31 protein-coding genes and 1 pseudogene are annotated in these 26,720 nt (G+C 33.7%); 4 read left to right on the forward strand and 28 right to left on the reverse strand.

What is annotated here, in order from left to right:
- Positions 1-8 precede the first annotated feature (8 nt).
- Positions 9-521 carry a VOC family protein gene (locus AC3RVF_RS04545; RefSeq protein ID WP_489690887.1) on the reverse strand — a complete coding sequence of 171 codons (513 nt, stop codon included), beginning with the start codon at positions 519-521 and terminating at the stop codon, positions 9-11.
- Between the two features lie 157 nt (positions 522-678).
- Here AC3RVF_RS04545 and AC3RVF_RS04550 point away from each other — a divergent pair, with 157 nt between their 5' ends.
- Positions 679-954, forward strand: a complete 276-nt coding sequence (locus AC3RVF_RS04550) for a winged helix-turn-helix transcriptional regulator (RefSeq protein ID WP_489692964.1) — start codon at positions 679-681, stop codon at positions 952-954.
- A 170-nt stretch (positions 955-1,124) separates the two neighbouring features.
- Here AC3RVF_RS04550 and AC3RVF_RS04555 read toward each other — a convergent pair whose 3' ends face one another.
- The 24 genes from AC3RVF_RS04555 to AC3RVF_RS04670 all read right to left on the reverse strand — a co-directional run bounded on the left by AC3RVF_RS04555 (position 1,125) and on the right by AC3RVF_RS04670 (position 20,437).
- Positions 1,125-1,709, reverse strand: a complete 585-nt coding sequence (locus AC3RVF_RS04555; protein WP_489692868.1) for a hypothetical protein — start codon at positions 1,707-1,709, stop codon at positions 1,125-1,127.
- An 11-nt stretch (positions 1,710-1,720) separates the two neighbouring features.
- On the reverse strand, positions 1,721-2,200 hold the full coding sequence (locus AC3RVF_RS04560; RefSeq protein ID WP_489692869.1) for a hypothetical protein: 480 nt from the start codon (positions 2,198-2,200) through the stop codon (positions 1,721-1,723).
- 265 nt (positions 2,201-2,465) lie between these two features.
- Positions 2,466-3,083, reverse strand: a complete 618-nt coding sequence (locus AC3RVF_RS04565) for a porin family protein (protein ID WP_489692870.1) — start codon at positions 3,081-3,083, stop codon at positions 2,466-2,468.
- 155 nt (positions 3,084-3,238) lie between these two features.
- Positions 3,239-4,036, reverse strand: coding sequence for a hypothetical protein (locus tag AC3RVF_RS04570; protein WP_489692871.1), 798 nt, complete (start codon positions 4,034-4,036; stop codon positions 3,239-3,241).
- A gap of 78 nt (positions 4,037-4,114) precedes the next feature.
- On the reverse strand, positions 4,115-4,651 hold the full coding sequence (locus AC3RVF_RS04575; RefSeq protein WP_489692872.1) for a hypothetical protein: 537 nt from the start codon (positions 4,649-4,651) through the stop codon (positions 4,115-4,117).
- Between the two features lie 156 nt (positions 4,652-4,807).
- Positions 4,808-5,080 (reverse strand): hypothetical protein, encoded by a 273-nt coding sequence (locus AC3RVF_RS04580; RefSeq protein WP_489692873.1) that lies wholly within the window; start codon positions 5,078-5,080, stop codon positions 4,808-4,810.
- Between the two features lie 244 nt (positions 5,081-5,324).
- On the reverse strand, positions 5,325-5,834 hold the full coding sequence (locus AC3RVF_RS04585; protein WP_489692874.1) for a hypothetical protein: 510 nt from the start codon (positions 5,832-5,834) through the stop codon (positions 5,325-5,327).
- Positions 5,835-5,932: 98 nt separating this feature from the next.
- Positions 5,933-6,331: an RDD family protein gene (locus tag AC3RVF_RS04590; protein WP_489692875.1), complete on the reverse strand. Its 399-nt coding sequence runs from the start codon at positions 6,329-6,331 to the stop codon at positions 5,933-5,935.
- A gap of 66 nt (positions 6,332-6,397) precedes the next feature.
- Positions 6,398-7,405, reverse strand: a complete 1,008-nt coding sequence (locus AC3RVF_RS04595; protein WP_489692876.1) for a phosphotransferase — start codon at positions 7,403-7,405, stop codon at positions 6,398-6,400.
- Positions 7,406-7,417: 12 nt separating this feature from the next.
- Positions 7,418-8,368: a nucleoside hydrolase gene (locus AC3RVF_RS04600; protein ID WP_489692877.1), complete on the reverse strand. Its 951-nt coding sequence runs from the start codon at positions 8,366-8,368 to the stop codon at positions 7,418-7,420.
- A 307-nt stretch (positions 8,369-8,675) separates the two neighbouring features.
- On the reverse strand, positions 8,676-9,059 hold the full coding sequence (locus AC3RVF_RS04605) for a hypothetical protein (RefSeq protein ID WP_489692878.1): 384 nt from the start codon (positions 9,057-9,059) through the stop codon (positions 8,676-8,678).
- Between the two features lie 210 nt (positions 9,060-9,269).
- A complete protein-coding gene (locus AC3RVF_RS04610; RefSeq protein WP_489692879.1) occupies positions 9,270-9,716 on the reverse strand; it encodes a DUF1801 domain-containing protein in 447 nt (148 codons plus the stop codon).
- A 14-nt stretch (positions 9,717-9,730) separates the two neighbouring features.
- Positions 9,731-10,099 carry a DUF2200 domain-containing protein gene (locus tag AC3RVF_RS04615; RefSeq protein ID WP_489692880.1) on the reverse strand — a complete coding sequence of 123 codons (369 nt, stop codon included), beginning with the start codon at positions 10,097-10,099 and terminating at the stop codon, positions 9,731-9,733.
- A 262-nt stretch (positions 10,100-10,361) separates the two neighbouring features.
- The gene (locus tag AC3RVF_RS04620; RefSeq protein WP_489692881.1) at positions 10,362-10,904 is read right to left on the reverse strand and encodes a hypothetical protein; all 543 of its coding nucleotides are present in this window, start codon (positions 10,902-10,904) and stop codon (positions 10,362-10,364) included.
- A gap of 159 nt (positions 10,905-11,063) precedes the next feature.
- On the reverse strand, positions 11,064-11,750 hold the full coding sequence (locus AC3RVF_RS04625) for a DUF4386 domain-containing protein (protein ID WP_489692882.1): 687 nt from the start codon (positions 11,748-11,750) through the stop codon (positions 11,064-11,066).
- A gap of 170 nt (positions 11,751-11,920) precedes the next feature.
- Complete coding sequence (locus tag AC3RVF_RS04630; RefSeq protein WP_489692883.1) at positions 11,921-12,310, reverse strand: hypothetical protein; 390 nt, start codon at positions 12,308-12,310, stop codon at positions 11,921-11,923.
- A 332-nt stretch (positions 12,311-12,642) separates the two neighbouring features.
- Positions 12,643-13,101: a YybH family protein gene (locus AC3RVF_RS04635; RefSeq protein WP_489692884.1), complete on the reverse strand. Its 459-nt coding sequence runs from the start codon at positions 13,099-13,101 to the stop codon at positions 12,643-12,645.
- Between the two features lie 208 nt (positions 13,102-13,309).
- Positions 13,310-13,840 carry a YybH family protein gene (locus AC3RVF_RS04640; protein WP_489692885.1) on the reverse strand — a complete coding sequence of 177 codons (531 nt, stop codon included), beginning with the start codon at positions 13,838-13,840 and terminating at the stop codon, positions 13,310-13,312.
- A gap of 526 nt (positions 13,841-14,366) precedes the next feature.
- Positions 14,367-15,476 carry a DUF6920 family protein gene (locus tag AC3RVF_RS04645; protein WP_489692886.1) on the reverse strand — a complete coding sequence of 370 codons (1,110 nt, stop codon included), beginning with the start codon at positions 15,474-15,476 and terminating at the stop codon, positions 14,367-14,369.
- A 90-nt stretch (positions 15,477-15,566) separates the two neighbouring features.
- The gene (locus AC3RVF_RS04650) at positions 15,567-16,613 is read right to left on the reverse strand and encodes a ligand-binding sensor domain-containing protein (RefSeq protein ID WP_489692887.1); all 1,047 of its coding nucleotides are present in this window, start codon (positions 16,611-16,613) and stop codon (positions 15,567-15,569) included.
- Positions 16,614-16,836: 223 nt separating this feature from the next.
- Entirely contained in the window at positions 16,837-17,412 is a 576-nt protein-coding gene (locus tag AC3RVF_RS04655; RefSeq protein WP_489692888.1) for a hypothetical protein, read from the reverse strand.
- A 377-nt stretch (positions 17,413-17,789) separates the two neighbouring features.
- Complete coding sequence (locus tag AC3RVF_RS04660; RefSeq protein ID WP_489692889.1) at positions 17,790-18,677, reverse strand: hypothetical protein; 888 nt, start codon at positions 18,675-18,677, stop codon at positions 17,790-17,792.
- A gap of 184 nt (positions 18,678-18,861) precedes the next feature.
- On the reverse strand, positions 18,862-19,422 hold the full coding sequence (locus tag AC3RVF_RS04665; protein ID WP_489690864.1) for a hypothetical protein: 561 nt from the start codon (positions 19,420-19,422) through the stop codon (positions 18,862-18,864).
- A 298-nt stretch (positions 19,423-19,720) separates the two neighbouring features.
- Positions 19,721-20,437 carry a hypothetical protein gene (locus AC3RVF_RS04670; protein ID WP_489692890.1) on the reverse strand — a complete coding sequence of 239 codons (717 nt, stop codon included), beginning with the start codon at positions 20,435-20,437 and terminating at the stop codon, positions 19,721-19,723.
- A 50-nt stretch (positions 20,438-20,487) separates the two neighbouring features.
- Here AC3RVF_RS04670 and AC3RVF_RS04675 point away from each other — a divergent pair.
- A pseudogene (locus tag AC3RVF_RS04675) lies at positions 20,488-20,763 on the forward strand (winged helix-turn-helix transcriptional regulator); the annotation flags it as partial.
- Positions 20,764-20,867: 104 nt separating this feature from the next.
- Entirely contained in the window at positions 20,868-21,266 is a 399-nt protein-coding gene (locus tag AC3RVF_RS04680) for an ACT domain-containing protein (protein ID WP_489692891.1), read from the forward strand.
- A 113-nt stretch (positions 21,267-21,379) separates the two neighbouring features.
- Here AC3RVF_RS04680 and AC3RVF_RS04685 read toward each other — a convergent pair whose 3' ends face one another.
- Positions 21,380-23,872, reverse strand: a complete 2,493-nt coding sequence (locus AC3RVF_RS04685) for an ABC transporter permease (protein WP_489692965.1) — start codon at positions 23,870-23,872, stop codon at positions 21,380-21,382.
- A gap of 47 nt (positions 23,873-23,919) precedes the next feature.
- Positions 23,920-24,609, reverse strand: a complete 690-nt coding sequence (locus tag AC3RVF_RS04690; protein ID WP_489690860.1) for an ABC transporter ATP-binding protein — start codon at positions 24,607-24,609, stop codon at positions 23,920-23,922.
- 27 nt (positions 24,610-24,636) lie between these two features.
- Here AC3RVF_RS04690 and AC3RVF_RS04695 point away from each other — a divergent pair, with 27 nt between their 5' ends.
- The gene (locus tag AC3RVF_RS04695; RefSeq protein ID WP_489690859.1) at positions 24,637-25,389 is read left to right on the forward strand and encodes an arylesterase; all 753 of its coding nucleotides are present in this window, start codon (positions 24,637-24,639) and stop codon (positions 25,387-25,389) included.
- A 157-nt stretch (positions 25,390-25,546) separates the two neighbouring features.
- Here the strand turns inward: AC3RVF_RS04695 and AC3RVF_RS04700 are convergent, their stop codons facing one another.
- The gene (locus tag AC3RVF_RS04700; protein WP_489690858.1) at positions 25,547-26,713 is read right to left on the reverse strand and encodes an efflux RND transporter periplasmic adaptor subunit; all 1,167 of its coding nucleotides are present in this window, start codon (positions 26,711-26,713) and stop codon (positions 25,547-25,549) included.
- Between the last annotated feature and the right edge of the window lie 7 nt (positions 26,714-26,720).

Raw genomic sequence — 26,720 nt, forward strand, 5'->3', positions numbered from 1 at the left:
AATGGTTTTTATTTTGAATAAGCGCCTGAAGAATATGTCAGCTCATAACTATGTGTGTAGATTTCGAATACAATTCCAAATGGATCTTCAACATAGCACATTTTGAAAGGCTTGTTATTCGGATAGTATTCCCGGATTGGCATTCTTTGTTTTCCTCCATAAAACAGTATTTTATCAATGAGTTCTTCAATATTTGGGTCTTGTACACAAAAATGAAATAGACCCGTATTGAAAGGATTAAATTCTGGCGCTTCTTTAATTCCATTCGGAAAAGAAAATAATTCAATTCCAATGCCGTCTGAAGTTGATAAATGAGCAATTTCGAATTCCTCCCAATCCTCTCCAAAAACATCAATGCACATTTGTCCAATTGCAGTTTCCTTTTCCTTTTTAACCTTTGAAGGCTTCATAATTATATACCAGCCCATTATTTCTGAATAGAATTTTACTGCTTCTTTTATATTCGGGACTGTTAATCCGATATGCGAAAATGATTTTGGATAATTTTTATTTGTTGTCATGAGTTATATTTTAAAATGCAAAATTAAACTATATTTGCCTAATCGGCAATAACTTACTAAAAAGTAGTATAGTTACCAAAACGAGTAAAATTATGATAATCAATAATATAAAGTTGATATTTTGAATAAAGATAACAGTTGTCCATTACACTACACAATGAATTTAATAGGCACTAAATGGAAACCTTTAATTCTATTTCATTTATTGGAAGGCGATTTGCGTTCAGGAATATTACAAAAGAAAATTCTAGGGATTTCAAATAAAATGTTTACCCAAACAGTAAGAGATTTAGAAAAAGATGGCCTTATTTCTAGAAAAGTTTATCCTGTAGTTCCACCTAAAGTGGAATACAGTTTAAGCACTAGAGGGAAATCGCTTGAGGATATTTTAAGAAGCTTAGATAAATGGGGTTTGGAAGATTTTCAGAATTAATCTAATGGAACAATGTCCGTTTTAATTGCATACATCGTTGTTATGTATGGAAAACTGCGTGTTTGTGTGCCGGATTTTCCGAAGGAAAATCAGACGTAGTAAAATTGCAACGACCTTTGCTTAAGCCCAAAATTGAACAATTATTTTTAAACATTGTTCCCAAACGGTTTTTACATTCCGACGTAATCAGCTTCTTTAATTTCTAAATTTCCAAGTTGGCTTTTATTTATTGTAATTGAATACCAAACTCTCCATTGATTGTCCGTATCAGGAACAACCAAATCCGATGTCAAGTAAATGGTGTTACCTACAATGCTATCAATTTCGGTTGAGAAAAGGTTGCATTCTGCGTAAAATTCGGGAATCAGTGCTTTTTTAAAGTCAGTTCTGTCAATTCTCTTTTGGTTAACAATTGAGTCGGTCCAAAGTTTAAAATCGGTTACCATTGTATGAGAATGATCTAAATATACTTGTTCTTTTCCTTGACTTAAATTTCTAACTATTAAACTGTCATTTAAACTAAAAGTTTTCAATTCCAATTTATGCTTTTTGTTGTGAATTTTGAATTTTTTTTGGTCAGAAATTGTGTCGAGTATTAATTCCCAATAGTTGTAAATTACATCTTGCTTTTTTGCAATTTCGATATCATTATTTTCCGTTTCTGCGCTAATTTCAGATTGAGTTTTCTCAGACTTATTTCGGCCGCAACTCGACAAATTTGAAAATATAAATATTAAAATCAGAAGTTGTTTCATTTGTTCGGTTTTCAGCTGTGCATAGTATTTCTTTTTGCGTGCGTAGCTCTCCACAAAATAGTTAATCCAATTAATGATAAAATACTTCCGCCAATTAGAAATGAAATGCTATAATTTTCACTAAACAATCCAGAAAAATAATTCAGATAATTATTTAATAATCCTTTCACAAAAACTCCGCTAGGAAAGAGAGAAAATACAATTACAAATGTCAATATGGAATTTATAATATTGATTTTGTTTTTCCAGTTTATTATTCCAATGATTAGAATTCCAAGAATAAAAGCTCCAAAAGTCCAATAACCACGAACAATAAAAAACTCACTTGCTTTTAAGGATGTTAATGAATAATATTTATCCAAATCATCATTCATTATCGCATTAAATTTTTCTCCTTGAGATGCTAAATACAACCTTTGAATTCCGTTGATTAAGAAAAAAAGAGCAAGAGTTTCAAATAAAATTAAACTTAAATAAATTTTCTTTATCATCGTTTTTACATTATGCACAATGGTCCCGTATAACTGTCAGTTACAGGATTAAAGTTACTCTTCTTCGGATAAGCACAGATATTAGAAATTGATACCAGCCCAACAAAGTCTTACTGGCGGAGTGGATTCAAGAGCAGTCCAATTTGCCGACACGAGCACGGCGAACTATCAACGCTAATCGAGCGAGCGAGATTCACGAGTACTTATAATTAAAATATTCAAGTACGAGTAAATTGAGGTTATGTATTATAGCTAACATTTTTTTTTACAGCGTATAACTCAATCCAAGTTGAAGAACTGAACTTCTGTTGTTATCTCTTTCAGTAATTCCGTAGTTATATCTAATTCCAATTCTGAAATTTTCTTTGAAACTATAACCCGCACCTACATTCATAGCAATTTCGAATTTGTCATAATCTCCATTTCCAAAATTAAAATCATCGTCATTATCTGATACATCTTGGTTAACAACATATCCAAGTTGCGGCCCAATTTCCAGATCAAAGTTGTCGTTCAAATAATAATCAATCATAATTGGCACTAGAATTAAGCTTTCTTTAATCTCCGCTTTAAAGCTGTTCCCAAAAGAAGGGTTATTTGGATCGCCTATATTAATATTTTCGGAATATTCTATTTCCGCATTTTGTGTAGAAAAAAGTAATTCAGGTTTTAGCCTTAAATTATCTGTTAACTCAATACTTAAAAATCCGCCAAGATGAAATCCAATTTTGGAATTTGCTTCTGCCGGAATATTAGCATCGATAATTAAACTGGAATAATTCAACCCTGCTTTTAATCCGAATTCGATTGATTCATTTTGGGATACCGCATTGAAGTTTATTAGCAGAGTCATTATTCCGATTAGTAATGTGGTTTTTTTCATTTTTTTATTTTGTTTTTAAATTGTTTGCAACGCTTATTTTCATGAGCTGTAACGTGTATCGGCACGAACCTCTCCAGATATAAACTGGTTTTTAAAATCTGCAGTCCCGAAACTTCGGGATTCCAAGTTGGCGATGTGTTAACTGCTGGTTTTTATCAATTCAGTTTTTTAAGTTCGCTATCAATCTGCATATGTATTTGCTCCAATTGTTCGGCATATATATCTGTATCCTCTTTAATTGCCTTTCTGAATAACTCAAATGCTTGAATTCTAAGTTCAGAATATTTTAATAAAATTTCGTTTTGTTTAATTAGTTCGGAAGGTAAATCTTCGAAATGATTTGTTTTATTAATAATCTCAATATTTTCCTTCCATTTTGGAATCGTTTTTTCATCCAATTCTTTAAGTAATGAATACTTGGTTCCCGTATTTAAATTATCGTAAAAGACTAAAGTTTCATTTTCGTTTTTTGAAAATCGATCAAATTCTGTGTCATATTTATCATATAATTCGTTATCTGTGGAGAGATATGCATAGCCAAATATTCCAATTCCGAGAATTATTAACGCAATAAATCCTATTCCAGCCGTTCTCCAACCAGAAAAAAATGTATTATTATTTTCTTTATGAGCTTTAAGAATATCGCCTTGTTTCCACTCCACGATTCCCCAAATAATTCCGGTGTAGATAAGTGGTATAATTTGTTGAGGAATTTTGTCAATTATATTTTCAGGAATCATAAATAGCCCGCCAAAAAGGACTACCGTAGAAACTACTCCTAGTATCAAAGCATTTCGACCTTCAGTAGGTTTATCTATTGCTTTATAATTCTCTCCAATTAAATATCCTGCAGCAAGCGGTCCTCCTAAAAATGTTGCTCCACCTATTGCTTTGGAGGAATACAGCTTTATGCCTTTTGTATTGTTTTCTGTTTTCAATTCTGTTTCAATCATTTTTTTCTGCTTGTAAGTTACGGTTATGTGCATCGTGCGTATTCCGAAGGGTATGCACTATAACCTTATTGTAAGCCGTTATTTTTTTGTCATATAATAAAATTCACGATCTAAGTCGTGCTTCATTCTCCTGGTGCTTCTCCTCATTATAAAGTATGGTATTCCAAACATAAATGCAGCGTGAATAAAAATAAATGGTAGGGCAAATCCAGCTCCATTTCCTTCAAAATTATCAGCCATAAAAAATGCTCCAATAAAGATGGTATAAAAGACAATTACGAATAAATAAAAGGGAATCATCATTCCACTAAATCCATTGATTTCAGTCTCAATTACTAACTTTTCACTTTTCTGTCTATAAGTTCCAGTTGCTACTGCGAAGTTCATATGTGTGTCAAACAATTTTCTTCTTCTTTTTATCTTGAATAGGTCATATCCAACTTGTCCTTTGTATTCATTCTTGCTTGACGAAAAAACATCAAAAGTATCAGAAAAAATTCCTGTACCTCCTTCATCTACGTGCTTCTTGAAATTTGAAATAAATTCACTTTTCTGAATTTCAATTTCGGTTGTCAAATGTTCAAGCAGACTTATTTTTATTAAAAATTCCTTCACGTTCTATTTTTAATGGATTACGACTCGTATAACCGTCAGTTACGGGTTAAATTAACGTTTGTCGGCTAAAGACCGACGGTAGCAATTACGCGTGGATTCGGACGCAGTCGAATCCGCCGTAATTGCAGTTATGCTTTGTTGTAAGTAGTTTTTTATTTAAATCAAATACAAGATAACTGAAGTCAGAATAACAAAAATGATTATAATCTTTATCAGTTCTTTTTTCTTGTCAGACTTAAATTTTTTTCGAATGTCACTTTTTACTTTCTCCAATTCAGATTCCGATAGTTTTGGGAAATCGAATTCAGCTTTAACATCAGAACTTTTATAGCTTGTACTATTTCTGTCTGACCTTGCTTGTCTTTTTTGATTTCGTTCTATCTTTCTTGCTAAAGTCGCTTTAAACTGCGACAAACTTCCGTCAGCCATTTTTTCTTTCCGTTACTAGTTCGGTAAATTTATTCAGTTCTATTTTTCTTGGTTTGGTCAAATTACTTACAACATGCATATATATCCCATAACTATTACGCATATCACACACATATGCGCTGTAATTTATATTTATTATTATTTTATATAATTATGCCTTTCAAACCACTAGCAAGCCAAAGCCGATGTCTAAAACTAATAAAGAAATTAGTTTTTTTACCTTATTTGTTTGTTGTAAAACGTTTTATTCCGCTGTCCAATTCCAATTATCTAGTATCAGCGTAATAATCACATCGTTCCACATCTCATAATTAGTAAGATTTGGTAAAATCGGTATTATACTTGTCGATAATAATTCGTCACGTCCCACAATAAACATACGTGCATCATAAGTCATAGTTTTATCAAAGGGATTTTTCACAGTCAGCATCATCATTTCGCTTTTTCTGTCTTTAACTTTTTGTTTAAAATCAATTGTAATCGTTTTTTTAGGAAATTCAATTTTCTCAACCGTTTTCATTGATATTATACTATCATTTTCAATTTCTACTTCGATATTTATTTTTTCTGAAGGGAAAATTTGAAGTATGTTGTCTTTAACAAAATATGGTGATTTTTGGATTTCTTGCTTATAATAATTAATGCTATCAACCGCTAATTCTAGAGTAAAAGGTTCTCTAATCGGTTTTTCGTTTTGTGCAAAGGATATACCGATTGAAATCAAAATTAATAGAATTGTCAGTTTTATTTTCACGATTAGTTTTTTTTAAATGTAATACAACTGTTCGGTTATGACACTATGGATTCAGCACTTACTGCCCTATTTGCTTTAGCCATTGTTTGCATACGTTTTTATGTATTTATAACATAAGTCTTAGAAATTGAATCGTGCCAACCTCTATCCGATAATAAAAAAGAGAGCGCATCAAATGGAATCAATCTGCAAAGATTGCGAATAAGTAAAGTCTTGAAATCTGGTTTATTCCCATTATAGTCAATAACCTTAGTCCCTGTTATAAATTTTCCTGGTGTTTTGCCAAAAGCATATTCAAAAAGCAAATGATACAAGACGTATAGGACAAAAAAATATAATATGAACCAATCAGAACCATCTTCAGGCATTATTCCAAACCAGCCATCAAGAACCATTGCATTCAAAAAAATAACAAAGTAGAATCCTATCGTATCAATAAAATTGTTTCCAAAACGAGTTCCCTTACTTGCGTAATCAATTATTAATTCATTATTCATTTCTAATATTTTTAATGTATGCTAATGATAAGTGTAAAATGCGTTTCAATTTATTTTACCACATTGTTAGCTTTCATTTTTTATTGTAGTATTATTAGGTTGATTCATTATCAAATTATATGCTAACTGCAATAGGCTTTCTTTTTCTTTTATAGATAATGAAACATCTAATTGTGCTAAACCAATCAATCTGCGCATAATTTCAATACCCGTTATTTGAGCTAAGAGTTCAGTATCTATGTCTTTGGGGTATTTTTCCGCAATGATGGAAAAAACCATTTTGTTTTGTTGTATTAAAATAGAATGAGCGGCAAGTACACCAAGATCAAACTCAGGAAAACCTAAAAAGCTAAATTCTGGGTCGATAATATAAATATGATTGTTTTTTGTAACCCAACTACCAGGGTAATAATCACCGTGCAATAAAGTTGTTCCATCAGATAAATATTTACTTCCTATTTCTTTAATTTTTTCTTTCAATAGTGCGTCTTTTTTGTAGGGTGTAGAAAGTGCTTCTAACCCTGGTTGGATGTCATTTAAAGAAAAACCATTATTTGTTATAAAGGGAAGTTCAAAAATATGTTGATAGTTCAATGCACGTAACTCTTTATTTTTTGGGTAAGCTTTAGGCGCTTTTGAATTATGAATATGGGCAGCAATAGTAATCAGTAATTCCAGTTGGCTTAATCCAATATCATCACACTTATATAAACTAGTCATGTCTTCACAGTCACCTAAATCTTCTAAAATCAATAAGTAATTTTCAGGATTATATTTTAAGACTTTAGGGAAGTGTTTGTTTAGTAGCTCATTATTTGAAATAGTCTTGTAAAATTGATATTCGACACCAATACGATTTATTGGAGCTTCTATATTTTTATATTTTTGAACAAATGGGCGAGATTGTTTTAAAATAAACGAACGTAAATTAGTTTCAATACGCAACACCACATTCATATTGCCTTCGCCAGGTTTGCTTACTTTGAATATGTATTCACTTTCATTATTAAAGAAACCAATTTTTTGCAGTAGTTTTCTTATTTCTTCTAAAGGCGTTTGTTGGTCAATAAACATAAAAATAGCTGGTTATAAGTTGTTTAATATACTCCAAAAATCCTTGGTCATTTTATCTGCATCTATATTTGTGTGTATGCCTATTTTACGTTGCGTATTTTCAGGAGGAGTTAAAAAATATTCTACTGTAGAGAATTCTGGTTGTGCTAAAGCTTCAATAATTGCAACATCCCACATAGTCCATTTTTCCTTTTCTGGGTCATCTTTAGTCCACCAACGATCATACGTTTCCCACCTATTTATTAAATAACTAGCAATGCCTTCTTTGTTTTTTAAATGCATATCTACTTCTTGTTTTGTAAATACTAATTTTTGACTAGTTGTAGCCGTCATTACATTAAGGTCAAGCATTTTAGTATTCAATAAAACTTCTACGGCAATAGGGTCATTTCCTGAATTGAGTTCTTTTTTATTATAAACATTTGTAGCTGGAGTATGCCAAAAACCAAGATAATGCACTTTTATTTTAGGAATTATTGAAGGATCTTCTAAAATGGCAGAAGCTACATTAGTGCATGAGCCTAAAATAACGACATTTAATTTTTGATTGCTTTTCATTTTATGTGCTGCTTCAATAATAAAACGAGAAGCTTCGGAAGAAACAGCTTGGCCATACTCGTTTAAAGGAGTGTTGCTTCCCAACGGAAGTGAAATTCCTTTCACATTCATTAATCGAATAATTTCTTCATTAATTTGTTGGCTTTCATTAACTGTGTTTTCCGAAGCCAATGGAGAGGTATGGAATTGAGCCGAACTTATAGCTAATAAATTGAATTTAGGTTCTAATATGGCTCTAACAATGGCATATACATCATCAACTTCATTTGCTGTATCAGCATCAATAATTAAATCTAAGAGTTGGGTAGTATCCTTTGGATTTATAGCAACCGACCAAGAAATGAAAAGACCACAAATAAAGAAAAGACTGATTTTTGCGGTAATATTTAGAGATAAATATTTCATTTTAGGAAGTTAGTTTTTTAGGGACTTTAAACTCTGTAGTTATTAATTATATTTTCAATAATTGTAAAATATAATTAGAATATGAGTAGGGAAAATCTATATATCATTACAGATTTTGGATTCATTTTTTTAAATAAAAGCTAACGGCCCGTATAACCGTCAGTAACGGGATTAATGTTACTATTTTTCAGGATAAGCATTGACGGTAGCAATTGCGACTAGTCCAACAAAATATTTCTAGCGGGGTGGATTCAGACCCAGTGTAATCATCCAACACGAGCGCCGCGAACTGGCGAAACTATTGCGGTTATGTTGTGTTGCCAATAGTTTTTTTCATTCGGTTTAATTCAGAGGTTAAATCACTCCAAGGTTCAGCGTTGAGATATAGTTTTTTGCTTACAGTACCATTAGTTCCATTATATTTAAATGTCAGATTGTGAGATTTAAATATTGAATTTTGGTTATAAAGTATATCAATAAGTTGTGATTCAGGAATCCTGAATTCTTCTTTTTGCGTTATAATTGAGTAAGTCTCAAAAATGTATAATCCGTCGTTCTTTTTAATATTAGTCAACAATTTTGCATTTTGTGCAATTCCGATAAAAAGAATAAAGGCTAACATTCCAATTAGAATAATATCAGAATCCACAAAGAGGTAAATTCCGATTAACCATACTGTTCCAATTGTCAATTGAACTATTTTCTGATATCTATATATTTTTATCAATCCTATTCCTTTTTTAAATCACCTCTAACGTGCTTGTAAATAAATAGTTGCGTGTTTGCGCGCGAGGATTTTCCGAAGAAAAATTAAACGTAGTAAACGTGCAACAGCCTTGTGTTTAGCCTAAAATAAACATTTTTTTAAATACGTAGTCAGCACCAATTTTTCTTTCTTTCGTTAATTGGTTTGTTTTATTCTGCAAGAACATTCGTGATTCTCGTTAATGTATTTAATTGATTCTATGCAGAGTTCTTTTAAAACCGAAATATTGATGTCAGAAAGTTTTTTTACATAAATACAGGCTTTCCCCATTTTGAATTTACCGAGTTCGGCTAATAATAATTTACTTCTTTCCGTATCAGAATAAACGTAGAGCGAGAATGCTGCTTTTCTAGGTGAAAATCCAAGAACTGGCGCATCGCCTTCATGTCCGCTAGCATATTTGTAATGGTAGTTGTCGAATCCGATAATTGTCGGTCCCCACATTTTAGGTTCAGCACTAGACCATTCCTGCATCAATTCGATTAAACGAAAACTGTCAGCTTTTTTCTGCTCATTGTCAACATATGAGTTTATGAAATCTGTTACATTTTCCCCAGTGTAAGTTGTCTTTGTTGTTGCCATAATTCCAATTTTGATTATTGCCTTAAAATCTTTTCCATCTTTCTACCTTTCGCCAATTCATCAATGAGCTTTTCCATACGTCTGCATTGTTTATACAATTCAAATTCATCCTCTATTTCTTCAATTCGATAACCACAAACCACTCCTTTAATCAAGTGTGCGTTAGGATGTATTTTAGCTTTTTGAAAAAATGTTCTAAAAGTTACTTTCTCTTCAATAAATGCTTGTAATTTACCTTCATCAAATCCAGTTAACCATTCTATTACTTGGTTTAGTTCTTCCTTGGTTCTTCCGTTTTTCACCAATCTATTCAGGTAAAGTGGATAAATAGATGCAAATATCATATTAGCGACTTTTTCATTTTTTTCAGCAGTAACTTTCATCTTATTTGTTTTTGAATTAATTGGTGCCAACGGTCCCTCATAACCGTCAGTTACGGGATTAAAGTTACTATTTTTCAGGATAAGCATCGACGGTAACAATTACGACCTGCCCGACAAAGTCTTTCTGGCGGGGTGGATTCGGACATAGTCGAAATGGCGACACGAGCGCAGCGAACTGGCGAAGCAAAGCGAGCGAGCGAGATTCACGAGCACCTATAATTAAAATATATAAGTACGAGTAAATTGCGGTTATGCTTCGTTACTACCAATTTTTCCTCAGTTTTTCTTCAATCAAATAATTTTCAGTTGCACTAATTACTTTTTTGAAAGATACTTTTTCAATTCCGTTACTGTCTTTCATAAATCTCAAAGTTGCCTTATAATCAGATATTTTCAAGTCACTTTTTAAATCGAGATCAATGAAATAACTTGTAAACTTACCTAAACTATCATTTTCTATTCGGTATTCCGCCAAAGGTCCATCAGATATTTTGAAGGAACTAGGTATTGGAGAAATCCGCACAGTTTTTTTTCCGATTCTAATATTTATGTTTTCAATTTTATGGTTTACATTATAGTCCCCTAAAGAACGAATTCTAGAAGGATCACATAGAAAGTGATAATTCCTGACGATTGAACTTTGATTATTTCTGAGAAAATTAGAAATATTAGACATTATTATACTGTCCTTTCTGTATTCTTTTTCTGAAGAAGTTAGTTCAAAACTGACAGATTTAATATCATTCTTGCATCCAAATAATAAGCTTAAAATTATTAAAATTTGCAGATGTGATTTAATTCTCAAATGTATTTTTTAGATTGTGCCTAACAATAGGATATGGAAAGTTGCGTGTTTACTTACGAGGATTTTCCGAAGGAAAAGCAGACGTAATAAACTTGCAACAACCTTTGATTAAGCCCAAAATAGAGCAATTATGCTTTTATATTGTGTGCCGTTTTCCGGTTACAAATTTTGTTTGTTAATTTCAGTTTCTATTGTTGAGGAATTTAACCCTTTTATTATTAGCCAAAGCGGAAGAATTAGTTGAATTAATCCTGTGGGCAGAAGCATATTCATACTTATACTATGTCCGAAAATTGAAAATAATTCTTCAATGAACATAAGAACTATTGCTATTATTCCAAAAATGGTAATTATTCTTGGGACAAGCTTAGATACGTACAATATGTAGTACAAAACAAAAACTGGAAAGCAAGAAATTAATAGATAAAGATAGTGTGTCCACCAATGTTTTTGATATACGAGAGTCTCTAATATTTTCGAAGAACTTTCATTTCCATTTATCACAAATTCTTTACTTAATTCTAACATAGATATCACACTAACATTATCAATCATAAGGGTGATAAAATTTAGAATGCAAAGTGCAAGGTATAAATATGCTAAGCTTATACTATATCTTTTAAAAATCGGTAACAGCATTGTTGCAACAACTATAGTTGCTATTCCGCTAAAAATTCCGAGTACAACTGAACCTATGATTTGAGTTGAGTTTTCGGATGCGGTTGTAAGATAATTGTCTGAAAAAAGCACAGAGCCTTGTAAAAATTGAAATATTACGACGCCTGAAATAAAAATGAACAATAATAATACGCCAGCAATTCTACCGACTTTTTGATTTGAATACATAGAGGTGTTTTTGATTGGTGCTAAATTTAGAGGGTATCCCTATGTATAAAGACGTATATATGTTACAAATGGTTGCCTAGAATTTGATGAAATTCCTCTTTTTAAATTATTGCCAATCTTGCATTTTCTTTCTCGTTTTATAAATTCCGAGATAATTTTCTACGTTTAAATTACCCATCTATCGAAACTCCAACCTGTTTATTCTTCTCAAAATGAACATTGAAAAAGTAGTTTTGTCCTTCCTTTTCCTGAAAAGCCATTTCAAATCCTTCATCGCGCACCGATATTCCTGTGAGCTCGAAATGCTCTTCAATGGACACAAATTCCATTTCCGCGTTTTCAAATTGTTCTTTAAGTGCTTTTTCCGATTCAGATTTTATTACCGTTTCGTTATTAAGTGCATTGATTAAAATCCGTTTTTGATTTTCAGATATTCCATCTTTATCTCCTGCGATTAAAATTTCAATATCAGAATTCAAAAATCTTTTATTTACTTGCCAACCAACATCATTTCCGCTAGTACTAAAACTCTTAATTTCTCCAAAATCTGAGTCCGTCATTTTTAAATTTTTACTTCTAAATAGATTTCCAAATATTCCCATTCAGTTTGTTTTTTAGTTCGGTTGCTCAAATTACACACAAACATGGGGATAAAGGCCACAATAGCATTTAATACTATTAAAATTTGGTTTTTAATTTTTGAAAGAGATTATAATTTTAGCGAATGTTGGTTTCTATTTCTTTTTCAAATGTTGCATAACATTTACTTATAATATAAAATGTGGTTCTGTATAGAAGGATTTTCCGAAGAAAAATTAGCTATAACAAAACAGCCCTAACCTTTAATTAAGCAGTAACTACCGTATAATTTTAAACATTTTTGCCAACCTTCTTATTGCGGATCATCTGCTGCAATTTCTACTACATTTTTCCATTCTCCATCTTTATTTTTTTTCCAAATAGTAACTGCTCTACCTGTCGAAATAATCGGATTTCCAATGGAGTCGTTAATAGTCATCGTATTTTTTTCAATCATATATGCCATATCTCCACTTTCTGATACAGATACACTAATTGGTTCCCAGCTAATCGTAAAACCAGGTACTTTAGACATAGCCTCGACCATTTGTTTAATACTCTGTTTTCCTTCAAGTGTTGGTTGTCCAGACGAAATAAAAATGGCATCATCAGACCAATAACTTACTGTTTTGTCAATATTATTAGTTGCAGCAGATTTAGACCATTCTCTACTCAATTGCATCAGTTTTTGACCTTCCTTTTCAGTGTCAACTTTTTCTTGGTTACAAGAAATCAATAAAATTAAAGCGAATAAAAGTGATAATCTATTCATAATTTTAGAATTAAAAGTTTGCAATATTAGTTTTTCTTTCTTTTTAATTTTTGCCCACGATTATGTATAAAAATAGTTGCGGGTTTACTTACGAGGCTTTTCCGAAGGAAAATTAGCTATAACAAAACAGCCCTAGACTTTCATTCAGCAATAACTACCACATTATTTTAAACATTGCTGGCAGTAGTATATTTTTTATTCGAGGTTTTTACTCTACAGCTACAGATTTTGCTGGGGTTTCAGAAGCGTGTTCGTACACAATTTTCCATTCATTGTCTACTTTGCTATAAAGTAAACTTGCAGTATGAACGTCATTCTTAAAGCGCTCACCAGTTTTAAGCTCAACTTCAACAGTTCCTATCCAAGTACAAAGCACAGAAGTATCAGAGATAAATAGAAAATCCTCACTTACTTTCGTCAGAGAGAATGAATTTAAACCGCCAAATGCTTCTTTTAAGCCATTTTCCAAAGCTTGATAATCTGAAGTCGCACCCATTACACTCACACTCGTAACATCCTTAGAATATCCCTGCATTGCAGCCTCAACATTAAGGGCATTCAAATTTGAAACGATTTGGGTATTGGTATTCGAAATTTCTGTTTTTGCCGTTTCCTTATCGGCAGCTGTCATTTCTGTTTTTTCAGTTGCAGTTACTTGGGGTTCAGCCGTATCCTTACAGCCGATACATAAAATCGATGCGAAAAAAACTAAGACCCCTAAAAATTTGATTTGTTTCATTTTTTTAAATTTATTTTTTTCGCTTACTCTGTTCAGTTTTCAGCTTCCCTGTTATTAATATTAAGTTTGTTTACACGGTTGTATTACAATACTGTAAACAAATGCATATTCGCTTACAACTATTACGTTTATCTCACACATATGAGCTGTGATTCTTATTTATTTTTACAACAAAATTTTAAAGCATTCCAAGTCCCAGGCTACGCAGGGGTTTAAATTAAAAGGGGGAGAATAGCGCCTTAAGCACTAACCCAAATATATTAAAAAAATTTTATTATCATCTATGTATCAGACGCTTATTAGATCAATAGACTAGCTGACACCCAAACGTTTTACAAAAACCACCACGCCCTTGCCTTTCACACTTCGAGATTTCAAGCTCGTACTTCTCAGAGTAAAACTTCCAGTAAAAACTGATTGTGTTTAAAACAAAAAAAAAGCCTACAGATCTATTTTTTCAATCTGTAAGCCTAGAATAATAATGTCAAAAATTAATGAAGAAATTAGTTGTTTTTCACCTCAGTTCTTAGTTGGTCACTGGCATTTCTTTCACGTTATATTGAATGTCCGTTATTTTTAATTTCAACCAAGTCCATTTACCACTCTCCAATTCCCAACTTGCAATGCACTCAACAGGTATTTTTATTCCATTCCTTTCTTCGGTCTTAGTCGCAGTCACAGTCCATTCGGTAGGTTCGGTATCATTTGAATTTTGATAGCGCATTGCTACGAATTTTTCAAAATTCCCGTCTTTATCAAAGTGAAATTCGCCTGAACCTTTGGTTCCTTTATATTCCATTATGGCTCTGGCAGAATAGTCATCAATAGTTTCCCATTTTATGTAGTGACTTAAAGCCGCTGAAGGAAACCAAACGATTTCAGCCAAATATCGTTGCAAAGTTGCTTGGTTTACCTTTTCGTCATTTTTTGCATTTGCAACTTGAATAAGTGATAGTAGTTTAATTATCATTTCGCCTTTACCATCTTCAAATTTGTCTCTACCTACTACACTTAAAATTGAATTCATTTCAGTATTAATATTCCAATTGAACGCTGGCGGTTGAATAGTAAAATATTGTTCTGCCGTACCATTGTTCCAACTTGTTTGTTCGGGTTTCATTTTGAGCTGTAGTTCTTGAACTAAATGCACATTTGCAATCAATTTCTTTCCTATTATTCCGCTATTAGTCAACCATGTTTGAACAATTGGTGGTAAGCCAAGCATTGCTTTTTCGGTAACAATCTCTTGATTTTTGAGTTGCGAATTTTCAAACAGCCTTATTCTTTCTTCTTTTATTTTATGGTTAAAGTTGAAACTTGAATAACCAATTATTGTCGCCAATAGAATAATTAAATTGGCTACTGTACCAAATTTTGCGTCAGACCAATAATTAAAAATCAACAGCTGCGAAATAATCACAGCCAAAAAACCACTTAACCACCAATAGTCCGAATGAACAAGCATTAAAATGATTGTAATAGCAAAAAGTAGAAATGTCAAGAACCAAAATATTCCATAAGTTTTTGAAATAGGTTCTGAAATCGCATTAAATTCAGAGATACCAAAGGCTTTGAAAAATCCGAATAAATGGATAATTCCGTGTATTCCAATTAATATGGTTAGGGCTATTCGCATTGTTTTTTTTGCGGTTTGGCTAGGAGCAGCAGCGTTCCGTGGGGCTCCATTGATTATAGGTTTTGTTAGCAGAAGCTCCTATGTTGTTCATCATGGGGTGAATTTTTCAAATGTTGTCCCATTAAATTTAAATGCTCCATTTTCGTGTGTTCCAAGCCAAAGGTCGCCATTGTTGTCTTTGTAAATGCTGAATAAAGTAATGTCTTTAGAATTATCTTGAACTACATAATGCGTAATTTTCGTTCCATCATATTTCCAAACGCCACTTCGATAGGTTACAAACCACAAATTATTATTGTTGTCTCTTACTGTTGATAGATACTCGTCCAAATCGCTGTCCATTTCCCCATCTAAACCGCCTATGCTTTCGTGTCTTGTGTAAAATTTATTGCTTTTTAAGGTTGCGCTGTCGTAAACACTATACCGATATTCGGTATTGAACCAAAAGTCGCCATTTTTGTCTTCCGTAATTGAACGCACTCCGTTTGCACCCTCGTTGCGAAATTCTGTTACATCTTCTTCTGTAATCCATTCAAACGATTTTCCATCGTATCGGCAAACTCCAACAGGGTTTGTACCAAACCAAATGTTTTCTTTCTTGTCTTTATAAATGCTATAGATTTCAAAAGGAGTATAGAGGTCTGGTGGTTTAGGTAACTGCAATTCATTTAAAGTTATACCGTCATACCGATATACTTTCTCATTTTGATAAGCATGTTTAAACCATATATCTGTTGATTTAAGTTTCCAATCATTACTGGGTATGGCAGTTAATATCGTAAATGTATTTCCGTCAAACTTAGATATCGTAGAATTTGGGTGGCAACTGGTGAAGTATATGTTGCCAGATTTATCTTCTTTTATTTCATCAACTCTATTGTTTGGCAAACCATGCTTGGTAGTAAAATTAATCAATGTCTTTCCATCATATCTATACACTCCCGTTTCCCAACTTCCAAACCAATAAATATTCTTTTTGTCTTGATAAACAACCATTATACTGCTTCCAAGTTCTGTTATAGTATCGCCTTTTACAATGTTATCTGTTTTAACTTGTTGTTTATTGGTCTGTCCATTACAAGATATCAATAACATCAATGCGTTGAAAAATATAAATATGTTCAATTTTATTGTCATCTGTTTAAAAATTGTACTGTCATCATAGCGTTAAAACTAACCGGGTTTGGACATGAAAAGTTGCGAGTTGAAGCCGAAATTTTCCAATGTTTGTTAATTAGTTTAAAAGAACTAAAATTTTCCTATTTACTAAAATTAAGCATTTTTATGTGCGATGTTGCAATTTAGTGGTATGTGTCTACGGTGTGTAATCCTCTCAAAAAAAGTATAATGATTAATGAATTTAGGAGTTGTTTTTTGAAATTGAAAACACCGGATCCTGAATATTAAATTTTTGACAAATAATTATAAGCACGGTAGAAATAGTCATATGAAAAACCGGTAAAAGTAGTAATGCATATAATGGGACACCTAAAACTTGATATGGCCAATTATACGTCCATACGTCCAGATAAATGGTAATGACTTCCCCAAATGCAGGAAAAAAGGTCGAAATCAATAAAACTATCAGAAACTTTCTTTTTAAAGAGGTCACTTTTTGTAAGGTAATAATTGTTCGTTCCACCTTGTAAAGAAAAATAAAAGCAAGCATCCATGCGAAGGGTAACCAATAAGGAAAAGTTCTGCCAGCGTCTAAATCGTGATACTTCCAATGATTATTTTCAATCCCCCAGTTTTCTACCAATATTCCCAAAATAGCTGATAAAAACATACCTGCCATAAAAACCCATTTTTGAGTACTCTTTTGTTTGAGTGTTTTTATAAATACTTTTACGCATACCACAGCTAATATAATTGCAATTATAAAATCATATGAATGATAAAAACCAATTAATGCCCCCACAAAAGACAATTTCAAAAGTTCAAAGAGAATTTTACTGAACAACATTAACATACTACCAATGGTTAGCGAATCTATTAGGCCGATTTCGTGAGTGAAAATATTAAATTACGTGTGGCGAAACAAATAAAAGATAAATTTATGTCGTCGTGAAATGTTTTACTCAAGAAAAACACAATAGGCTGAAAGTCCTTTAGACTCACTCGCATTTGCCCGTGAGCACATAAATCCGATTGAGTACCTTTTTCAGATATCCAATTCGTCTTTAGAAGTTCAATTTTGAATTTATTCGAGATCATTTTTTAATTGTTGCCAACGTTAAATATTTGGCGACTTTGTAATTAAACAACTATCTTTCGATTTGGCACTAATCGCCCTATTTGCTAACCACAGTGTTACTCACCGTATTTATTTTTCAGGTCGATTACTAAATTCTTAAATACATAATCGTGTTCTTGTTCAATTCCAATTTTTTCTAAAGGTTGCCAATAAAACCGAGGGTATAATTCAGATGTATAAGTTGTTATTCTTGTCATTTTGGTCTGTCCGTTTCCTAACTCGTCAAATAAATAAATAGCTTCTTTAAATCCAAGCCATTTTCTACCAGTCAATTGATAGTCTATTACGTCCATTTTAAGAATTTTTCCTTTTTCTAGTTCCGTTATTTTTTCGACTATTAAACCACCCTCAAAATAACAAGTTCTTATTCCTCCGACTTTTTCTTCTTCCAAAATACATTTTTGAGGAATTGGAAGGTCAAGTTTCATTAAAAAAGGCTTTTCGGCATTTAATGTGTCAACTGATTTAATTGTTTCGTAAACTTTCATTGAAGAATAGGGAAGAATTATTTCCGACTTAATTTCAATAATATTAGTGTCGTTTTCTGTTAGTTTAGTCTCTACAAATCCAAATGTTAAGAATAGACACAATGGAAGAATAGAACTTTTTATTAAATTTTCTTTCTTACCCTTTTTGTTAGTCAAGTATTTAACCAGTGCTCCTAGAGCTACCGCTCCAATTATTAAAGGCATTGCCATTAAAATACAAACCATTCCTTCAAGTCCACCAGCAAAAAGTAATATAAAGAATATTACAAGTGAGATAATCAATCCCCATAAACTTGCCGACTTTAATGTCGATTTCCCTAAAATATATCCGAGTGCAAATGGTAGAAATACAAAGAAAGATATTCCATATCCGAATAATTCATAATGAAGTAATAGAAAGCCAAGTGACAAGAATGTCAGACTAATAATTATTGAAATTACGAACTCTTTTTTCATATGGTGGTAACGTTGTTATGTATGGTTTGTTCCGTGTTTAAGTACTTAATTAGCAAATAATAACCGAACCCGCCAGAACGACTCTGTCGGGCTAGTTGAGAATCCGCGAGTCCCGATTGTTATTGGGATTCGTAAGTAAGCTAGAACTAGCAATAAATTATATACGGTTTGTTGTAAAACGTTATTAATTCAACGGAAAGGTTAGTCCAACTGCAAATGCTCCAGCGTACTGTTCAACAGATGGCTGAAAATAATAGGTCAATCCTAAATCAACATTATTAGTGCTACCTAATTCTAATCCCAATGAAAAAGGTATATGGTAAATTATTCCACTTTTATCAATATTATGGTAAGCTGTAAATGTTTCGAATTTTCCAATTGAAGTTCCTATTCCAATTTCTACATATGGTGCTACATAAGGTATAGGTGCTCTTACTCTTACTTTCCCTCCTAATAAAAACGCTTTAGATTCGGCTTTTTCATCTGTTGGTTTATCATTCAAATCTTTCCCGTTTGAATAAGTTAAAATTAAACCTGCATATGGCCTCAATTCAAGCCAGGATTTGACTTTAAGGACTAGTTCGCCTTGGCCAAAAAAGCCATCAGCTACAATTTCGTCTATGCTGTTATTAGGTGCGCTAAGGCCGTATCCTATTTGTACGTTAATCGACTTTTCCTTTATAAATTGGGCATTAACTAAATTAGATGTCAGAATTATTACAATTAATATGAATGTTTTTCTCATAATGTTTTACAACAAGTGTATATTCAAAACAACAATTGCATATATCCGGCAATGTGCGTTATGATTTTAATTTTTTTCAATACCCAAGCATTCGAAAACCAAGCCAGCCATAGCCTACAAGGATTAATTAAGTGGGGAGAATATGGCGAGGAAGCAAAGCTTCAAATATATTAAAAAACCCATGTGTCTTGCGTTTCTTTAGGCTTTTTATGTGAAGAAAAAACAAAGCCGCTTAAAGCGGCTTATATTGGTTCGGTTTTTAAAAATTAAGGGGTTGTGCAACGGTTACCTGTGTTAGCTACAGTTTTTGTTCGGTATATAATTCCGCTTTATTTATGTCAATCAATAAATATTCTTTTTCTCCCAAAACAAAGTCGAAATAGAACGTTTTATCAATACATTCCACTTCGTCTGGCAAACAGTAATTCATATTCACTCTGATGATTTCTAAATCTCCAATATTTTCCTTTTTACTATCTGTTATCACAAATGAAAAATCCGTGTCAATATTTCCAGTTCGAGGCTTTATTTTGTAACACTCATTTATGATATTTTGCAAAGATAAAAAGTATCGAAGATTCATTTCTTTCTCCGATTCAGATTTTATGTCAAGGTGAGTTTTTAGATGTTTGCTTTTGTCAGTTCCGTGATAAGCAATCAATTTCGCAAAAGCTTCTTTATTTTCAGTTTCTACCAAGTGCAATAGGTCAATAACTTGGATTTCTGCATCATCATATCTTTGTTCCATTTTGATTTTTTCCGAAATATTTTCATTCGGACATTTTTCCGAAATCCATTTATCCCATTTGTCAATATCCGCTTGCCTAACCATCATTTTTCCAATTAGATTTCCTTGGTCTTGATTCATTATTCCTGAAATAGATTCCAATGCTTCTATATTACGTGTAATCTCACTTATAGACCTCTCTTTGTTATTAGGTTCGATATATTCCTTAAGATAAGTCAGACTTTCCTTAAATTCAGGATAACATTTATCTTTTTGTTTACAAGACAAAATGCTGAAAATTATTAGTATGATGAATGTTTGTCTCAAATTGTAACTAATGGAAAAGTGTGATTTTAATCTATTTGGTAGATGGTAAAAAACGTTATAATGAACTCCATAAACTCATATCTACTATCACCGAACGCACCTTAAGCTTGCAATTAAAACAACTGGAACACGATGGCTTAATAACCCGAAAGGTTCACACCAAAAAACCACCATTAAAGGTTGAATACGCCTTAACACCATTTGGTGAAAGTCTAACTCCCGTGCTTACATCTATTGCCAATTGGGGAAAGATTGTCGCTGAAGAAAAAGGCGAAATTTTAGAATAAACACCTTAGCAAAAGTTGAAAAACAACTACTGTACGTTCCGTTTATTATATTTGAAGAAGTATGGAATGTTATTTCACTAATAATATATAAAAGAAAAAACTAAATGGCTGGAGAAACAAATTTATCTGAATTAATAAAAGGAATGACGCCAAAACTGAACGAGGGAGCGTATGTGTTTTCAACCTTAAAAGATGTTAGTATAGTTGACCGGAAAGATACTATTTGTGAGTTCAAAGAAGAGGAAGGAACAACGATTGTTATTGCGAAAGAAAAAGCAGACGCGCTAAACTTGACCTATGAATATATTGCTTCTTGGATAACGCTTACGGTTCACTCCTCTCTGGATGCTGTAGGCTTGACAGCGGCATTTTCAACCGAATTATCAAAAAATGATATTAGCTGTAATGTAATTGCTGGGTATTACCACGATCATATTTTCGTCGATAAAAAAGACGCTGAAAAAGCAGTTAAGGTTTTGACGGCCTTATCTAAAAATCAATGATAAAACCAGTTGCTATTTCGTTAAACTAGTCGTCACTCCCTCGCAAAGACCCCAAAGGTTTTAAAAACCTTTGGGGTCTTGAAACTATTCAATTTTATAAAATCTAGTTTTATTTATCCAGTCTTTCTCAACACCTCCAGCGGCGAACTCCTTAAAACCTCTCGAATATTACTCAACCCAATCCCCAAAACCAATAGGGAAATTCCAGGTAGAAAAACCAAGAATGGGATTAGCGAAGGAGTAAATGGTTCTTCAAATACAAATACTGCCAAGAGCAAGCTGCTAATCAGTGCCAAAAGGATTCCCAAGAGGCTGCCCAAAATTCCTAGAAATAGATATTCTAGGGCGGTAATGGTTAGGATCTGTTTGTTTTTTGCGCCCAAAGTCCGCAATAAAACACTTTCCTTTATTCGCTGATATTTGCTGGTACGCACAGAGCCTATCAAAACAATAATCCCTGTAAGTATGCTGAAAAACGCCATAAAATTAATTATCCACGAAACCTTATTCAAAATATCTTCTACTACGGTGTACATCTGCCGTAAATCTATAACCGACACATTGGGGAATTTAGTTACCAAGGCGCGTTGCAACTTAGCCGAGCTGGCTTCTGTGGGCGCATAGGTTGTTAGTACATTAAACTGTGGCGCGCTTTCCAAAACGCCGCTAGGGAAAAGCACTGTAAAATTAGGTTGCAGATTTGCCCAATCCACTTTTCGGATGCTTTTAATTACGGTTGGCATCAGTACGCCTTGCACATTAAAAACAATAGAATCGCCAACACTAACATCAGCATCTACAGAAAGATTATCGGAAATGGAAACAGGAACAATCTCGCCTGCCTTTTGCGTTGCCACCCACTCCCCTTCCATAATTTCTTCGGAATCTATAAGATTTGCGCGGTAGGTGGTTCTAAATTCGTGACTTAAAACCCAGCCTTTTATTTGGATAGTACTATCGGTTCGCAAGCTGTTTACCAATTCATTTTTGATGCTGTGCATTCGCATAGTAACCAGCGGAATATTGTCTAAAACTGGCAAATCATTCGCTTTAAAAGTGTTTACAACCTCAGCTAATTGATCTGGTTGCACGTCTAAAGTTATCAGGTTCGCACTTTCTGAGGTTTGTCCTAAAGCAGTTTTATCCAGTAGAATATCCTTTGTAAAATATAGCGTACTGATTAAAAATGTACCTAAACCAATAGCTACAAGCAACACGATAGTTTGGTTGTTGGGACGAAATAAATTGAGCAGACTTTGCCGTGTAGTAAATCCTGCTCCTTTCGGAAAATAGGTTTTAACCAATTTCATGCTACCAATTGCAATTCCTGAAAGTATCCCGAAGGTTACCATAATTCCACCGATAAAGGCTAGCGCAAATAACCAATCTTGCAGCAACCAAAAGGAAAAGGCGTATAAAAACAAGACAATTACGGCAATAACAGCATATTTGGCCAACTGTGATTGCTTTGAAGATTCGCCACTAAATCGTAGCACTTCTAATGGCGAAACGTACCAAGTGCGCAATAAAGGCAGTAAAGCAAACAAAACCGACATTACTAAGCCCAAGAAAACGCCCATAATTAATGGCTGGGCGGTAATGCTAATTGTAAGATCGAAAGGTAAAAACTCTTTTAATACTATGGGGAAAAGTTCTTGAAGCCCTACTCCTATTGCGGTTCCTATAATTCCTCCTAAGATTCCTATTCCCGCAATCTGTATTAAGAAAATTAAAAAGCTTTGTTTTCTGGACGCGCCTAAACATTTTAAAACTGCAATAGCCTTTATTTTTTCTTTGATGTAAATATTCACCGAACTGGCAATACCTACACAGCCTAGCAATAGCGCAATAAAAGCGGTTAGATTTAAGAACGATCCTACATTGTCATAACGTCGCCCCAATCTGCTACTGGTGCTGGTGTGCGTATCTAAGTCGGCATCTTCTGCCTCGAGCATCGGTTGTAACTGTGCTTCCAAAGCCACCAAATCTGTATTGGGTTGCTTGTAAAAAAACTGATATTCTTTTCGACTTCCGAATTGTAACAATTCTGTGGCCTCAATAAACTGAAAAGGTATAATTACCAAGGGTGCTACAGAACTTGAAACCGCCGTATTGCCCGGTATAGCTTTTAATGCCCCCGCAATGGGCAAGGTTATTTCGCCTATTTTAATCGAGTCGCCAGCTTGAAGATTATATTGCAACATTAAAGTTGCATCTACTAAAACTCCCCCAGAAACTTGATAGGTAGTTGCTGCGCTAACAGGTGCTGTTTCAAGGGTGCCATAAAATGGAAAATCGCCTTGCAAACCACGAACACGCACTAATTTAGTACCGTCGTTTTTCGGAAAAGCAACCATGGACACAAAATTTACTTCGGAAGCATCGGGTTTTAGAGAATCAATAATTGCTTGAGCGCGCTCATTAGGAAGCTGCTTAGTATCAATAATAAAATCGGCACCCATCAAAGATTTTGATTGCCGTTGAATATTGGCTGTTAGGTTTTGGCTGAAAAGTTGAATGGAAACTACGGCAGCAATTCCTAAGATAATGGAAGCCATAAAAAGCAGTAATCGCGCCCTACTTGCCTTTGCATCGCGCCAGGCCATTTTAAAAAGCCAGGCGGTGTTGCTATTCGATTTTAACGGTGACTTGTTCAAATTTTTACAGTTGTTTCGTTCGTTAAAATCTTACCGCCTTTTAATCTTAAAATTTGCTGTGTTCTTGCAGCTAAATCTAAATCGTGGGTAATAATCACCAGCGTTGTTCCTGTCTCTTCATTAAGGTTGAAAAGCAACTGAATTACTTTCTCGCCAGTTTCTTCATCTAGATTCCCGGTAGGTTCGTCTGCAAATAAAATTGAAGGGCTATTGGAAAATGCTCTTGCTACAGCAACACGCTGCTGCTCACCACCAGATAATTGTGAAGGGTAATGATGCACACGATCGCCCAATCCAACCTTTTCTAAAAGTTCTTTTGCTCTGCTATTTGCGTTTTCGGCGCCTTGCAGCTCTAAAGGCACACTTACATTTTCTAGGGCCGTTAATGTTGGCAATAATTGAAAGTCTTGAAAAATGAAACCCACTTCTTCATTTCGAAGATGGGCGCGTTCGTCCTCATTTAGCGTGTTTAAAATATGACCGCATAATTCAACCGTGCCAGCGCTAGGGGTGTCTAAGCCTGCCGCTAATCCTAATAGTGTGGTTTTTCCACTACCTGAGGGACCGACGATGGAGAATGTTTGTCCTTTTTCAACGTCGAAAGAAACATTTTGAAGGACTGTTAATTGTTTAGAACCACTTTTATAAGTCTTCTCCAGCCCGTTAATCTTTAATATCTTTGCCATTTAAATTTTATAATAATTACCGACCTTATGCCGAAGCCCAAAATTAAAGAAACCCTTTTGAATAGTACAGTTTACAAATACCGAAACCTCATAAAGTTTTGTTATTTCGTACTGGTTTTTGTGGTGATATCCTGTGGAAATGACACAAAATCAAAAGCAACTGTAGTTACTGACGAAAATGCTACTACTGAAAATGAGACTACAGAAAACACTTCAAGCAAAACCATATTGTTTTTTGGCGATAGCATTACTGCCGGTTATGGCTTAAATGATACTAATGATGCCTTTCCCGGAATTATACAGTCTAAAATTGATTCTTTAGAGTTGAATTATGTAGTTGTAAATTCTGGAGTGAGTGGTGAAACTTCCGCTGGCGGAAAAAGTAGAATCGATTGGATTCTAAACCAAGATATTGATGTATTCGTTTTAGAACTTGGCGCAAATGACGGGTTGCGAGGTGTAGCTATAACTGAAACTAAAGCTAATTTACAAGCAATTATAGATGCGGTAAAAGCGAAAAGCCCCAGTACAAAAATTGTTTTGGCGGGAATGCAATTGCCACCCAATATGGGACAGGAATATACAACACAATTTAAAGCTATTTTCGTTGATCTTGCTTCAGAAAACAGTCTTGAGTTTATTCCTTTTATTTTGAAAGATGTAGGCGGCATTAAAGAATTAAATCAGAATGACGGGATACATCCCACGGCTGAGGGGCATAAAATATTAGCGAATACCGTTTGGGAAGTACTGGCTCCTGTGCTTAATTCTGAATCCTAAATTTTAAAATTCATTTATTGAAATCAATGTTGCCATTGTTCGCGTATTGTTCGCAAAAAGCACCTTTTCACGAACAATACCTGAACAATTAAAAAACACTCAAACTTCGAGTTTCAGCCCAATTTCGATTTCACTTTCGATTTCGATTTCGATTTCATCAGTGACTATGTCCTCCGCCACCTTCTTCCTTCAATAACACAAAAGCACCTTTAATTAAAAACCTGCTGTCGGGTTTAATTTCGGAACTGTTTTCAATAGCTGTAAAACCGCGATATGTGGGTCCTATTTTAACTTCCATTTGGTGGATTTCAAACTCTTCGTCATTTTCGTTTTCAATTATCAAAACATATTTTTTGCCATCCATTTCAACAATAGCATTTTCGGGAAGCGCCATTTGGTTTTTCGTGCCCGTAATAATCTGTGCTTCCACAAACATTCCGGCTGTAAAGTTATGCTCGTCTTTCTCCTCAATATGACCGTGAATTAAAGCCACGCGCGAAGTTGGGTCTATGGAAGTGCCAACTAAATGCACTCCGCCATTAAAGGTTTCTTTTGAAGCTTCGGGCACCGTAAATAGTATTTCCTGTTCCTTTTTAAGTTGCATTAAATCCTTTTCAAAAACTTTCAGTTCTAAGTGAATATGGTCGGTATTCATAATTTCCATAATCTTATCGGCTGGCGAAACATAGGTGCCCGTATTCACAAAAACTTGGGTTACATTGCCGTCAATAGGGCTGTAAATATTTACTTGCGAAACAATATTGCCCGCTTGCACCGAAGCAGCATTTATATTCAACATTTCTAGGTTTTTCTTCAAGCTGTTGTAACGCGCCAAATTAGATCTATATTCACTTTCGGCCTTTAAAAAACTCTTTTGTGAAGTAATTTTTTCATCCATCATTATTTTCTGTCGGTCGTACTCAGATTTTAAATACGAAAGCTTCTCTGCGGTTTCTAAAAAATTCTGCTGCATCGTTATAAATTCAGGATTTTCCAGCGTTACCAAACGCTGTCCTTTACTAACTTTACTGCCAATTAATAAGGGCGTGTTTTTAATATATCCGCCAGCAAACGCGCTTATAATCGCTCTGCTCTGTGGCGGCACGTCAATCATTCCGCTGGTTTGCACTATTTCTGCAAAAGGTTGTTCGGTGAGTTGGCCGATTTCCATTTTTGCGTTTTCGAATTGCGCTTTGGAAAGATGAATATTCCCAGAATCGGTTACTTCTTTACTGATTTCTGAGGAAGCTTCTTCTTTATTTGAATTGTTGCAGGACACCGAAACAAGTACCAAAAGCAACAAAAGTGATTTTATATATTTCATAATTATT

The sequence above is a fragment of the Aequorivita sp. IT1183 genome, from assembly GCF_058068265.1.